13 protein-coding genes are annotated in these 13196 nt (G+C 41.5%); 8 read left to right on the plus strand and 5 right to left on the minus strand.

The features are described 5' to 3' along the window. Positions 1-368: 368 nt before the first annotated feature. The 4 genes from AC0L4E_RS00620 to hemC form a co-directional block, all read right to left on the minus strand. Complete coding sequence (locus AC0L4E_RS00620) at positions 369-1541, minus strand: heme biosynthesis HemY N-terminal domain-containing protein (RefSeq protein WP_473677552.1); 1173 nt, start codon at positions 1539-1541, stop codon at positions 369-371. Then, a complete protein-coding gene (locus AC0L4E_RS00625) occupies positions 1538-2788 on the minus strand; it encodes a uroporphyrinogen-III C-methyltransferase (protein WP_473677553.1) in 1251 nt (416 codons plus the stop codon). The genes AC0L4E_RS00620 and AC0L4E_RS00625 overlap by 4 nt, the downstream gene beginning before the upstream one ends. A gap of 132 nt (positions 2789-2920) precedes the next feature. Beyond that, complete coding sequence (locus AC0L4E_RS00630) at positions 2921-3637, minus strand: uroporphyrinogen-III synthase (protein WP_473677554.1); 717 nt, start codon at positions 3635-3637, stop codon at positions 2921-2923. Positions 3638-3654: 17 nt separating this feature from the next. Beyond that, the gene (hemC, locus tag AC0L4E_RS00635) at positions 3655-4584 is read right to left on the minus strand and encodes a hydroxymethylbilane synthase (protein WP_473677555.1); all 930 of its coding nucleotides are present in this window, start codon (positions 4582-4584) and stop codon (positions 3655-3657) included. Positions 4585-4839: 255 nt separating this feature from the next. Here hemC and AC0L4E_RS00640 point away from each other — a divergent pair, with 255 nt between their 5' ends. Continuing rightward, positions 4840-7269, plus strand: coding sequence for a class I adenylate cyclase (locus AC0L4E_RS00640; RefSeq protein ID WP_473677556.1), 2430 nt, complete (start codon positions 4840-4842; stop codon positions 7267-7269). A 65-nt stretch (positions 7270-7334) separates the two neighbouring features. On the opposite strand, the gene cyaY is transcribed toward AC0L4E_RS00640, so the two are convergent. Then, a complete protein-coding gene (gene cyaY / locus AC0L4E_RS00645) occupies positions 7335-7664 on the minus strand; it encodes an iron donor protein CyaY (RefSeq protein ID WP_220753724.1) in 330 nt (109 codons plus the stop codon). Between the two features lie 80 nt (positions 7665-7744). Between cyaY and lptM the strand changes: the two genes are divergently transcribed. The 7 genes from lptM (at position 7745) to AC0L4E_RS00680 (ending at position 13147) form a co-directional block, all read left to right on the plus strand. Next, the gene (gene lptM, locus AC0L4E_RS00650) at positions 7745-7921 is read left to right on the plus strand and encodes an LPS translocon maturation chaperone LptM (protein WP_473677557.1); all 177 of its coding nucleotides are present in this window, start codon (positions 7745-7747) and stop codon (positions 7919-7921) included. Between the two features lie 31 nt (positions 7922-7952). Then, entirely contained in the window at positions 7953-9197 is a 1245-nt protein-coding gene (gene lysA / locus AC0L4E_RS00655; RefSeq protein ID WP_473677558.1) for a diaminopimelate decarboxylase, read from the plus strand. Between the two features lie 71 nt (positions 9198-9268). Beyond that, positions 9269-10096, plus strand: coding sequence for a diaminopimelate epimerase (gene dapF, locus AC0L4E_RS00660; protein WP_473677559.1), 828 nt, complete (start codon positions 9269-9271; stop codon positions 10094-10096). A 74-nt stretch (positions 10097-10170) separates the two neighbouring features. Then, positions 10171-10788 carry a DUF484 family protein gene (locus AC0L4E_RS00665; RefSeq protein WP_473681444.1) on the plus strand — a complete coding sequence of 206 codons (618 nt, stop codon included), beginning with the start codon at positions 10171-10173 and terminating at the stop codon, positions 10786-10788. Between the two features lie 35 nt (positions 10789-10823). Beyond that, a complete protein-coding gene (xerC, locus tag AC0L4E_RS00670) occupies positions 10824-11780 on the plus strand; it encodes a tyrosine recombinase XerC (RefSeq protein WP_473677560.1) in 957 nt (318 codons plus the stop codon). Next, positions 11780-12490 carry an HAD-IA family hydrolase gene (locus AC0L4E_RS00675; protein ID WP_473677561.1) on the plus strand — a complete coding sequence of 237 codons (711 nt, stop codon included), beginning with the start codon at positions 11780-11782 and terminating at the stop codon, positions 12488-12490. The genes xerC and AC0L4E_RS00675 overlap by 1 nt, the downstream gene beginning before the upstream one ends. A gap of 225 nt (positions 12491-12715) precedes the next feature. Next, positions 12716-13147, plus strand: coding sequence for a hypothetical protein (locus AC0L4E_RS00680; protein ID WP_473677562.1), 432 nt, complete (start codon positions 12716-12718; stop codon positions 13145-13147). Positions 13148-13196: the final 49 nt, after the last annotated feature.

A 13196-nucleotide genomic window follows, 5' to 3' on the forward strand; every position in this document is an offset into this window, starting at 1 on the left:
AGTGTTTCACAGTTAGTGAACATATGAACACAATGTCATTACTCGTTGTTATCTGGTTAGTGGTGGGTATTAACCGCAATTTAACAATTTTAGCTTTATTTGTATCGGTAGTCAATTTTTTGACCAATGTGGTGATAGTGGTTAAGACTATGAAAAAGTAATATATTTGACTTTTTACGTGACAAATCAATGCAACACAGTGATTACTACTAATTGTTAAAGTTTTAATAAGAAATTGTGAGGTTAACTAATGTGAAATTTTAGTCTACTTTGGGGATGTTTCAAATGAGGCTTTAGCATGGTAGTTATATAAAAAAACCTGCCATTGGCAGGTTATTGAATAAATGAACAATTCGCTTTACTGGAAGCTATTCAGTCGAGTTTGCAGCTTTACGATAGCTCTGTAATGCAGCTGAATTTTCACCAAGTTGTTCTTGAGTTTGAGCCAAAGCTAACCAATATTCACGTTTAGGCATAATTTCACAGACCTGAGACCAATGATTTTTGGCTGACTTAATATCGCGCTGTTGCTGAGCTAGTTTTGCTAAACAAATGTGGTATTCGGCATTATGCTCATGAGTCTGCTTAAAGCGATACAATAGCTTTCGGATATCCTCATCTTCTGAGTCGATTAATAAAGGCAATTTAGATAAAATATCTGATTCCGGTTCGGATTTAAGACTCTTAGTTATGAGCTTTAAGGCATCCTTCTTGCGATTATATTGACATAATCCTTGAGCGTATATCGCAATCAACTTTGCTTGACTACGTTCTGATTTACTAAGCCAATGCCAGCACTTTTCAAGCTCTTGCTCGCTAATTTCTGTCGCAGCTGTCAGCAAGGCAGTGTTGGTTGAGTGTTCAATATCACTAGATGCTTGCTCAGAAATTATCTTACGTTTACGAATGACAGGTAATAATATTTTCAGCGCTTGCCAGTCCTGCTGTAACTGATAAAGATCTAATGCCAGTTTCAGGACAGGAGCTTTACTTTTACTGGTTGGATTTAAGGCATCAAGTTCAATGCGAGCTTCAGTTAATTTACCTTGTTGGATCAAATAGCGAGTTTTAGAAGTATTGACTGCTGCTTTCGTTAAAGGGTCTTTAGCAGCTTCAGCAAGATATTTATCACGTGCATCAGTATTTCGTTGGTGATGAGCAGCTCTTGCGGCAGCAAAAAGGTTTAAAGCTGGTAGCTCGCCTTTTGCTGCACCTTTTGCCATGGCTTTTTCTGCATTCGGCCAATCTTCTTCTGCGAGGGCGAGGGCGCCTTGCATGGTATATTTCTTGGCGGCTTCTCTACGCCACCTTTCAGGTAAGTATCGACTGTTAATAACGATATTAAGTAAAAAGATAATTAACCATTCAAGTAACTGTAAAGCGCAGTAAAACAGCACTAGTCCCAGTAAACCAAAAACTAAACTGGTTTCAATTTGGTATTCACCTGCTGCGATATAGACATAGCCAGTGTTGCCAATAATAAAAGGGCTAATACAAAAACCAATTAGAATGATGATGACATAAGCAAGGATTTTAATCATAGCTGCGGTTCCTCTGCTGGAACCAATGAGCCGAAGGTAATGAGTTGCTGTAGCAATCGAGTTGACTCAAAATTGGTATGTTTTACTTGCTCAATTTTAACGGTAATTAGCGCATCTAACGCCGTCATGGCCTCTTGGGTTTGCGCTTCATCTAAATCAAAATATTGCTGTATCCAAGTACGGGAAAACCCAATAGATTGACGGTAATTGACTTCATCGTGTTGATATAAAGCCAGCTGTGCTTGCAGTAGCTTATTACGAATATTCTCGATTAAGTACCATTGTTGATCTGGCGCCAGTAATGGTTCTAAATCCGTGGTACGTTTGCGAATAGTGATAAAACCATCAGTAACTGAATGCCATGTTTTAGCGAGGTTACTCTGCCAATCATCTAACGAATCCGTCATCACATGTTGCTCTGCCAAGTCTTCAGCTGTTTGGGCCTTAGCGCGATTTAATGGCAAGCTATCTAACTGGTTTAATATACTATCTATCGAGTAGATGGTACCTGCTACATCCGTTGTTTTAATGGCATTGGTTTGGGCGAGATCATGAGCAAGGGCGCGGCGTATCGGTAATAGTGCTGGGTCTTTCATTGCTTCAATACGATCATCTGCCGAGCTCAGTAAACTTGCAGCAGTTTTAGGGTCGTTTTCAAGCCATAATTTTCGGCCTGCCATTCGTACTAAATACTCAGCTTCTGATGCCATCCAATGGTTTGGGTTTCGCTGGGCAATAGTGGCTACCCGTTCTTGCAATTGTTGATGAGATTTTGCTAATTGATTTTGTTGCTGGTAAGCCAAAGTGTCATTTTGTTGCTGTACTTCTAGTTCTGCAATGCGTCTTTTAGGCTCAATTAAAGCCTCTGTTACTTCATTGCTGATGGCTTGAGTTTGTTGGTATTGAGTTTGTAGCTCAACTTTTTGGCTTTCAAGCTCAATTAATAGCAGGTAACTGATACCAATCCCTGCTAGCGCGATGATAAGACATAATAAAATACTAAGTCTTATCCACCATGAACTTTTTTGTTTAGGAGTCACTTCAGGGACACTGTCGGTGGAACGAGTTTTCTCTGAATTCGCGGTATCCGTTGTCAGGGTTTTCTGATGATTTTTACTCGAGGAATTGTGAGCACTAGATGTCGTGCTTTGCTCTAATTCAGTCGAAGACTCAGCCTCATTATTCACTGATTCAACGGTTGAATCCTTCGTACTTGATTGACTTGAATCTTGCTTATTGTTTTCCATGAGCTGTCCTTGAGTGCCTAGTGTGGCTATGTACTAGTGCGACCATTTACTGCGCGACATAAATATTGAGTGATAGGGTACAAGTCTGGCAGGATTAAACAATATCGCAAATAACGAACTTTGCTTTAATGATTAAAGAGATAACGCTTGTAAAACAGCTTGAGTGTTCGCGCCATTAGCATTGGTGACGTGACAAAATCCTGCTGTTTTCGCCCTTTGTTCCACTCGGTGACTAGGCACTATGATATGACATGATTGCAACCATGCAAATAACTCTTTTGGAACAAGATTAATTAGATTAACAAGGACTTCGCCACTGGTGACGACAATGGTGTCAATTTTAGCGCTTTGCCATTGGCTGCAAACGCTTTGTGCATCAAGCTTTGGCATCACTCTTTGGTAAACTTCCCAATAGTTAACATTGGCTTGTCTTAAGGTTAATTGTTCTGCAATGGTTTCTCTGCCGCCAACTCCTCGAACTATCATGATCCGTTGCTGTTTTATCTCTGCTAACGAAGTGAGTGATAACAATCCTTCACTGTCTTGGCTGTCTGCAGGAGCGACTTCGGCGTGGATATTATATTGGGTTAAAGCGTCAGCAGTTGCTTGACCAACCGCATAATAGCGGCAATTGGGGAACTGACCTTTGAGTGACTGCGCTGCAAAATATACCGCATTGGTACTGATAAAAATAATGCAGTCAGTTTGGGAAAGCTGTAGAGGTTCAATCGGGAAATGAGTTGGAGCAACGGCTAATAAAGGCGTGACAATAAAGTCGACACCTTTATCTTGGAGCTGCTGCACCATCGCTTGATTGCGCCCTTCTGGGCGCGTTAGCAAGACTTTCATATTGTGACTTTGCCTGATTACTTGTTGTAAACAGCGTCTAATATTGTTTTAGCGCCGCGGCTAAGTAAGTCATCTGCCAGTGCTTCACCTAATGCAATCGCATCAGTTTTAGGGCCAGATACAGCACCTTCGATCACTTGGCTACCGTCTGGGTTACCCACTAAGCCACGTAAGCTTAATGTGTCACCTTCGATTTCAGCATAAGCACCGATTGGTACCTGACAACCACCTTCAAGGCGAGTGTTCATCGCACGCTCAGCTAGTACGCGGTAACGAGTTTCTAAATGCTCAAGTGGAGCAAGTAACGCTTTAACACGTTCGTCATTCATGCGACATTCAATACCTACAGCACCTTGACCGTTAGCTGGTAGTGAATCTTCTGCTGAGATGAAGCTAGCAATACGCTCATCTAATTTAAGACGAATTAGGCCGGCAGCTGCAAGAATAATGGCATCGTAATCACCGCTATCTAGCTTAGCTAAACGCGTACCAACATTACCACGTAAGTCTTTGATGACTAGATCTGGACGAGCAGCGCGAATTTGACACTGACGACGTAAGCTAGAAGTACCTACTACAGCACCTTGCGGTAGCTCTTCAATCGTTTTGTATGTGTTAGATACGAAAGCGTCACGAGGATCTTCACGTTCACAAATAACCTGTAAACCTAATCCTTCAGGGAAATCTACTGGTACATCCTTCATTGAATGAACAGCGATATCAGCGCGATCTTCAAGCATAGCAACTTCAAGTTCTTTAACGAATAAACCTTTGCCACCCACTTTAGCGAGAGGTGTATCTAAAATCACATCTCCTTTAGTGCTCATTGGAAGAAGTTCAACAGTTAAACCTGAATGAATACGTTCAAGCTCAGCTTTAACGAATTCAGCTTGCCACATAGCCAGTGGACTTTTACGAGTAGCGATACGAATAACATTTTGAGACATGCCAGAGAGTTCCATCGATAGACTTAATTGCGACAATGCTAACATTGCCCGTTGGCTTATGTAACAAACCGATAGCGATTGTTTGACCTATGCACATAATTTTTTTGTGACCTAGATCTCATTTGCTGGCGTATTTCAATAAAACTGATACCATGAACAAGTTATTACTAATGAATTTAATGCTAATTAAAGTAAGTAATTACTTTAATTTTTAGTTCGAATCAGTCGTAGAGTGATAGTACAAGGATGGAAGCCTTGATAGAAAATGTTTGTCCTTCAGCCGACATAGCCAATCAACTCAATCTTGTTCGCTACGAACGAGTTCAATCTTTGTTGTCACCAAAACAGCAAAAGCTGTTTGATCTCATCGGATACCTCATTCAACATCATCATCCACAACTCCCTGGTGGTAATTCTGCATTAACGCCTTTTGGTATTAGCCAATATCAGGATTCTGAAAAAGATTATCTAGCTTGTGATGCATTCAATTTACCTAAACTGACTTCAAACATCGCAGAGCCTTGTGCTTTCGAAGGTGTTTATTCAATGGGTAGTACGGCAAGCTTTGGTCAGAACCCTAAAAGTGATGTAGATGTATGGCTGGTTTATAAAGCTAACTTAAGTCATGCCGATTTAAGCTTAATTACTGAAAAAACCACCGCGTTAACCCAGTGGTTTGCTTCCTTTGACTTTGAAGTTAATTTTTACTTAGTTCATCCACTGCAATTTCGTGAGTGTAGCGCCTTTGAAAACTGTTATAGCTCGTTAGGCGAGGAACATAGCGGCAGCACACAACATTGGTTATTACTGGAAGAGTTTTATCGCTCGCACATACGACTGGCTGGTAAAACCGTGGGTTGGTGGCCAAATTCGAATCAAGATGAGTCGGTATTGTTTTTAGGTGATGTGCAATCTATGCCAGCCACAGAATATTTTGGCGCTTCACTATGGCAATTGTATAAGGGCCTAAATAAACCCCATAAAGCCTTACTGAAAGTATTACTGTTAGAAACCTATGCCGCCGATTATCCTGAGTCACACTTCATTACCGCACAAATTTGGCAGCAATGTGAACAGGGGGATTTTTCAGAATCCAATGATGCTTATTTGATTCTATATCAACGTATTGAACGTTACTTATTAAGTAAGCGCGATATCAGGCGTCTAGAAATTGTGCGTCGCTGCTTTTATCTTAAATGTGGTGTTAACCTCACCAATGCCTGCGTTGGTACTGACTGGCGCCGCAACAAAATGCAGCAAATCGTCAATGATTGGAGTTGGCCACCCAGCTTGCTAGAAACCTTAGATAACAGTCAACACTGGCATTCAGGTCAGCTGAAATGGTTTAACAAACAACTGAACGAGTTGTTATTAGTCAGCTATCGTACCTTGTTAGAATTTGCCTCAAAACAAGCATTAAGTGACCGATTTAGAGTTGAAGAATTGGGCATGCTTGCGCGCAAACTCCATACTTACTTTAGTGATGATGAACATCAGCTGTTGCCATTGAATAAGTTATGGAGCTGCTCGGTATTCGAACCGAACATGACCATTATTCATAGCCTTAAAGAGTCGCGCTATTATCTTTATCGTCAGCCGCTAAAGTCAGGACAATTATTAGGTGAGTCATCAATAATTAAGGCTGATACTCCCACCGCCTTAATTGCTTGGTCTGCGATGAATGGTATTTCTACTGATGACACCTCTTGGCAAGAATATGGTCGTAAAAAGCATCGCTCTAGCGTATTAACCGAATTAGCCAGTCGCTTAGTACCGTTACTCACCACTGCCAATAAAGTTTCAAAAGCTGAGTTATGTCAGCCCTATTTTTACAAAAAAGTCATTGTGGTGGCGAATGTCGATGGCGACCCTACATTAAAGTGGCAAGGTCAAGAAATCATGATTGACTACATGAATGGCAATGTTTTCTCATTAGGTAAAAAACAGCAAAATATGCTGTCGACTGTTGAACTGATTTGTCTCAACAGTTGGGGCGAATGGCAATGTCATCGTTTTAAAGGTGAGCAAGGTTTATTAGAAGCACTCGCTTTTGTGGCATTAGGGTTAAAAGGCACTCCAGAACAAGTGGATATTGAGGTCGTGGTGTGTGCAGAACGGCTCAAAAAACAGATTAATGACGCGTTACTTGCTGTGTTTAATCTTTGCGTTAAGTTTTGCCATGAGGCGAGGGCGTCATCCGCGCTAATGCATCCAATTGAGTTGTCAGATAAGCGCTACGGTTTGTATTTTAATTCAATGGGAATGGTCTACAAAGAGCTTAAAGGCAACGAAGTTAAAGTTGCGCCAATAAAAGTTGAGCGATTTAAAAAGCCTGAATTAACAGCGCCGGTTGCGGTATTAAAGCAAGATCCTTATCGCAGTATTCCCAGTGTGATTAAACTGTATATTTCAAAAGGCGCTAAACAGTACTTTTTAAGACAACGCCCCGATGCACTGGATGTATTTATTATTGATGAAGTTAATCAGTTAAAGCATCAGATATTTGATGACCTGTCGATGAAGGAATTAGTTGAAAAAGAAAGTCACAGCTTCGCCTTCGAGCGAGATGATTCGTCGCTGCACTATTTTAATATGCCGCAATTTTTTAAATTGGAAAGAATTGATGGCGAGCTTAATGTGGTGCCATTCGGGGTGGCGATGAATGAATTGAGTTCAGATATCTAAACTCAATTCATCGTCAATCAGGCATTGATTCGATTAAATCAAACCTGATGCGCTAAACAAGCTCACTAGATAGAAAGTGCAATACCGCTTTGCTTAGTAATGGCATCAATAACAAAAGGCATGAATTCACTGTTATTACGCTCATCAAACCATTTGCCGTCTACAAAAGCAAAATGGTAACCACCGGTACGGCTGGCTATCCACAACTCATGTAAAGGCTCTTGTTTGTTGATGACAATTTGCGAACCGTCTTCAAATTCTAACTGCAGTACATTACCGCTTGCGAAGATATCGACATCGGCATCTTGTTCGTCAATCGCAGCCTCAATGGCATTTTCAATCTTGCTGAACATCTCATCAGCCAACTGATGAAACTCTGTATCTGTCATAGCCATGCATTTCTATCCTTGTACTTCCTAGGTTATGAATGCGATTATAAGGCTATAACTCCCCAGATGCATAGATGTTGAGAAAAATGAGACTGTTTTTATTAGTAATGCTTGCTAGCCTATTCATTATTGGCTGCGGACAACAAGGCCCGTTATATAAAACTCCTGAAGTAGAAACCAATCAGGAAGAGCGAAAACCGCAAGAGCCTACTAGTGAAAAAACCGAACAAAAAACTCAAGAGCAGTCTCAAGAGTCGACATAAAAAATACAAAAGAATTTGAAGGAACCGCATTTTGGATCATTTTACATATCAACAAGATCAACTTTTTGCTGAAGGCTGCTCTGTTGCTGAACTTGCTCGTACCCACGGCACACCGCTATATATCTATTCGCGCGCGACATTAGAGCGCCATTGGAATGCATTTGATAATGCTGTCGCTGATCACCCTCATTTGATTTGCTATGCCGTAAAAGCAAACTCAAACCTTGCAGTGTTAAATGTGCTGGCTCGGTTAGGTAGTGGTTTTGACATTGTTTCTGGTGGCGAGCTTTCCCGTGTTATCGCTGCAGGCGGCGATCCTAAGAAAGTGGTGTTTTCTGGTGTAGGTAAAACCACAGCCGAAATGGAACAAGCGCTGAATACCGGTATTTATTGTTTTAACGTTGAATCAAGTGCTGAGCTTGAATTGTTAAACGAGGTTGCTGGTAAATTAGGTAAGGTTGCGCCAATTTCACTGCGGGTAAATCCTGATGTTGATGCAGGGACACATCCTTATATTTCTACTGGCCTTAAAGAAAACAAATTTGGTATTGCCATGGATGAAGCTGAGCAAGTGTTTGCTCGCGCCCATGAATTACCTCATCTTGCTGTTAAAGGGGTTGATTGTCATATTGGTTCACAGTTGACTGAAATGCAGCCGTTTTTAGATGCTATGGATCGTATGTTGGCACTTATTGACCGTTTAGCAGCCAATGGCATTGAAATTAAACACTTTGATGTTGGTGGTGGCTTAGGTGTGCCTTATGATGATGAAACACCGCCACATCCAGATGTTTATGCTGCAGCGTTACTTGAACGCTTGGGCGACCGTCCACTTAAATTGATATTTGAACCTGGCCGTGCGATTGCAGCAAATGCAGGTATTTTTGTCACTGAAGTGCTTTCTCTTAAAGAAAATAGTGATAAACGTTTCGCCATTGTTGATGGTGCGATGAATGACTTAATCCGCCCAGCGCTTTACAGTGCGTGGCAAAACATTATTCCTGTGCAGCTCACCTCAGCGCCAAGCTTTGAATACGATGTAGTAGGCCCAGTATGTGAAACCGGCGACTTTTTGGGTAAAAACCGTCAGCTGAATGTGCAAGCTGGTGACTTACTTGCGGTGCGTTCAAGTGGTGCTTATGGTTTCGTGATGGCATCAAATTACAATTCACGCCCGAAACCAGCAGAGGTCATGGTCGATAAAGATCAAAACCAAGTGATCCGTGAGCGTGAAAAGCTTGAGCAATTGTGGCAAGGTGAACATCTACTGCCTTAATCGTTTGATGGCTTTAATCATTTGATTAAAGCCGATTCGGTTTATTTTTTAGTTCGATAAGGGAAACTCTTTTGATCCAATTCACCAAGATGCATGGACTGGGTAATGACTTTATGGTGGTTGATGGCGTGACACAAAATGTGTTTTTTTCGCCTGATCAAATTCGCCGTTTAGCAGACCGTAATTTCGGTATTGGCTTTGACCAACTCTTGTTAGTTGAACCGCCGTACGATCCTGATTTAGATTTCCATTATCGAATCTTTAATGCCGATGGTGGTGAAGTCGAACAATGTGGCAATGGCGCTCGCTGTTTTGCCCGCTTCGTGCGTAATAAAGGCTTAATTAATAAGTACAAAATTCGCGTAAGTACCAGTTCAGGTAAAATGACCCTGCGACTTGAACGTGACGGCACTGTCACCGTTAATATGGGCGTACCAGTTACCGAACCTGGTAAAATCCCTTTTCGTGCTAAACGCCCTGAAAAAACCTATTTACTGCAAACGCCAAAGCAAACGTTCTTGTGTGGCGCTATTTCAATGGGCAACCCTCATTGTGTGCTTGAAGTGGATGATGTTGCGACTGCCGAGGTTGAAGATATCGGTCAAATGCTGACTAAGCATGAACGTTTCCCTAAAGGGGTGAATGTTGGCTTTATGCAAGTTGTCGATCGCGGTCATATCAAATTAAGAGTGTATGAGCGCGGTGCAGCCGAAACACTAGCTTGTGGCACAGGCGCATGTGCTGCTGTCGCAATCGGAATTATGCAAAATAAATTAGACAGACAGGTGAAAGTTGATTTGCCTGGTGGCCGCTTGATCATTAATTGGGAAGGTGAAGGAAAACCATTGTGGATGACTGGGCCTGCTGAACACGTTTTTGATGGACAAATCCAGTTATGAGCGACGTAATCAATACTAAAAAGTTATTGGCTGAAAATGCGCAATCTGCAGCTTCATTAGGCACTGATATCGTAATGGAAGACCTGCCTCTTGATGAGTTGATGATCCGCGAATACTTGCTCGATAATCCTGAGTTTTTTAATCGCTACCCTGAACTACTGCTAGCAATGCGACTGTCGCATCACGAACGCGGTTCAGTGTCGTTGATTGAACGTCGCCAAGAAATGCTGCGTGGGCGCGTGACCCAACTTGAAGAAGAAATTACCTCTTTAATGAAGATAGCCACTGAAAACGAGAAGATATTCCGTTTTAACAGTGATTTATCGATGAAAATTTTAAAGTGTGAAGATTTGGGTGAACTCAGACAAGTGCTATCGGAAAAGTTAAAGACTGAATTTGGCTTTACTCATGTTCGTTTAATTACCGTCCATGATATCGATAGTGAACTCGCTAATATTTGGCGTCAGCGTATCCAACAAGGCTTTTACTTTGGTCGCCTGACACAGTCTGAATCTAAACGACTTTTTGGTTCAGAAGTCGGTTCGGTGGCATTGACTAAGTTATCTGATGAAAACGGCCAAGTCATTTTTGGTGTCGCTTCAGTTGATGCTGCTCATTTCCATCCGGATATGGATCATCTCTTTTTCCAACAAATAAGAGATTTACTGGATCATATGTTGCCAAAATTTTAATTGGCTGCCTATTTAATTCAGTGGATTAAATAGGCATGACTGCAACTATTGGAGGCAGTGTCATGGGTCAACTCAGTTGGCTAGCTGCATTTGAACGCTACCTTCGTTCAGAGAAACAACTTTCGCCACACACAGTGCGAAACTATTTGTATGAAATTCATCGTGCGGCAGAAATTATCTTTTCGATCCCAAAAGGCACATCGTTAGAGGAATATGACCGCCAGTGGTTAACGGTCAATCGTGACCAATTACAAGCTGTGCTATCTAAACTTCATCGCCAAGGCCTAAGCCCTCGTTCATTATCTTTGTGCTTGTCTTCACTTAAGCAATTTTTTGAATTTCTTGTCCGTGAACAAGCCATAAAAGTAAACCCAGCTAAAACCCTCAATGCACCGAAACAAGCTAAGCCATTACCTAAAAATATGGACTTGGATGCGGTCACGCACCTATTAGATATCGATGCCGATGATCACTTAAGTAAACGTGACAAAGCTATTATGGAGCTGTTTTACTCCAGTGGTTTGCGTTTAGCTGAGCTTGCCAGTTTAAACCTGACTGATATCGACTTTAGCCAACACGAAGTCAAAGTAATGGGTAAGGGCAGTAAGCAGCGAGTCGTGCCGATAGGCAAAATGGCGATTGAAGCGATTAACCGTTGGTGTGATTGCCGCAATGATTTGGTTAAGGCTGAAGCTGGTGACGCCTTATTTGTTAGCCAGCAAGGCAAACGCTTATCGCATCGAAGCATTCAACTCAGAATGAAAAAGTGGGGGCAGGAACAATCTTTATCTGCAAAAGTTCACCCTCATAAATTGCGACATTCCTTTGCAACGCATATGCTTGAATCAAGTGCAGATTTAAGAGCAGTGCAAGAATTATTGGGACACGCTAACTTATCCACCACCCAAATTTATACCAGTCTCGATTTTCAGCACTTGGCAAAAGTTTATGATGGCGCTCATCCTAGGGCGAAAAAAGCCAAGGGGAAATAATGAAACAGTATTTACGACTTCGACCTTTTAAGGCTATCAGTTTTGATTTAGATGACACCTTGTACCATAACGCGCCGCATATAATTAAAGCCGAGTCCAAGTTGTCTCTGTTTATGCAGGAGCAATTTAACGTACCTGATGCTTGGGGGCTCACTCAATGGCGCGAATTAAAAGCGAAGGTGATTGCGGTACATGAAGAACTTGCTCATGACACTACCGCAGCTCGTTATGAGGTGCTTCGTCAGGCTTTAATTCAATGGGATTACTCAGAAGTTGAAGCTAGCCAAGGTGCTCAGCAAGGTCTAGAGTGTTTTTGCTTTCACCGCAGTGACTTTAAAGTCGATGAAAATGTGCTGAAATTACTGACTGACTTAGGCGAACATTATCCATTAGTTGGCATAACCAATGGTAATGTTGATGCCCGCAGAATTGGGCTTGAGGATGTGCTTGAGTTTGTGGTTCATCCTGGGCATGGGGTTAGAATGAAACCTTACAGCGACCTGTTTGACTTAAGTTGTCAACATCTTGAGATTGAACATCAAGACCTGTTGCACATTGGCGATCATCCTATCAGTGATGTGTTAGGTTCTCGCGCCGCAGGCTGTCAGAGTTTGTGGTTAAACCTTAACGATAACCAGCAAGCTCGTCATATTCTGCCTCATATTGAAGTCGATGAGCTACAAGAAATTAGTTTGCTTGCTGCACATTAAGGTATTTTAGTTATATAGGTTGGTAAGTTGATTTGTGACACATTAGAGTATGTTATTTATATAAATTTGTGCAGTTGTCGAGGTTTTTGAACTTATTTCATCCAGTTTTAATACTCAACACGCCCTGCCCATAGTGTTTTAATTTTGATTGCTTTAAACTGTATTGATACAAATGTTACTACACCTTTAAATGCTTTTTACTGCCAAGGTAACTGCTAAATTCAGATGAATTTATATCGTGCAATCCGAACTATCATCATGACGTCTCCTGCTAAGCTGGGGCGAATGTTGTTGATCGCGATTTTAACGATGCAGTCTGTTGGTGCGATGGCAGATGATTGTACATTTGAGCACCAAGATTGTGATGACACCCCTGTTGCGCTTATGATCGCTGATATGGATTCTCATATAGTAAATCAAGAGCATGCTTCAGAAAAAGACTCAAAGCAGTGCGATGAAAAAGTACAAATAATTAGTCATATTGATAAAGATTGCGGTGAGTGTAGTAATAATTGTTGTTCTTGCTGTATGACGTTAATGCAGCCCGTGACAGTGATGCATACCGCTCAGTCAGCCCCAGACTCCTTTGTATTTTCATTTATCTCTACTGAAATCGAAACTCCATTTTTTAGTTTTTTACGCCCTCCCCAAGTTTAGCCTTTAATTCAAAATTTTATCTAATAAGCAAATTCTATTAATCGATTTG

The sequence above is a fragment of the Shewanella sp. GJ50-10 genome (assembly GCF_055808815.1).

What these genes read in the sequence shown, in the direction of transcription:
- AC0L4E_RS00620 (WP_473677552.1), bottom strand. Translation starts at nt 1,541, where the DNA reads ATGATTAAAATCCTTGCTTATGTCATCATCATTCTAATTGGTTTTTGT.
- AC0L4E_RS00625 (WP_473677553.1), bottom strand. Translation starts at nt 2,788, where the DNA reads ATGGAAAACAATAAGCAAGATTCAAGTCAATCAAGTACGAAGGATTCA.
- AC0L4E_RS00630 (WP_473677554.1), bottom strand. Translation starts at nt 3,637, where the DNA reads ATGAAAGTCTTGCTAACGCGCCCAGAAGGGCGCAATCAAGCGATGGTG.
- hemC (WP_473677555.1), bottom strand. Translation starts at nt 4,584, where the DNA reads ATGTCTCAAAATGTTATTCGTATCGCTACTCGTAAAAGTCCACTGGCT.
- cyaY (WP_220753724.1), bottom strand. Translation starts at nt 7,664, where the DNA reads ATGGCTATGACAGATACAGAGTTTCATCAGTTGGCTGATGAGATGTTC.
- lptM (WP_473677557.1), top strand. Translation starts at nt 7,745, where the DNA reads ATGAGACTGTTTTTATTAGTAATGCTTGCTAGCCTATTCATTATTGGC.
- AC0L4E_RS00665 (WP_473681444.1), top strand. Translation starts at nt 10,171, where the DNA reads ATGGAAGACCTGCCTCTTGATGAGTTGATGATCCGCGAATACTTGCTC.
- xerC (WP_473677560.1), top strand. Translation starts at nt 10,824, where the DNA reads ATGACTGCAACTATTGGAGGCAGTGTCATGGGTCAACTCAGTTGGCTA.
- AC0L4E_RS00675 (WP_473677561.1), top strand. Translation starts at nt 11,780, where the DNA reads ATGAAACAGTATTTACGACTTCGACCTTTTAAGGCTATCAGTTTTGAT.
- AC0L4E_RS00680 (WP_473677562.1), top strand. Translation starts at nt 12,716, where the DNA reads ATGAATTTATATCGTGCAATCCGAACTATCATCATGACGTCTCCTGCT.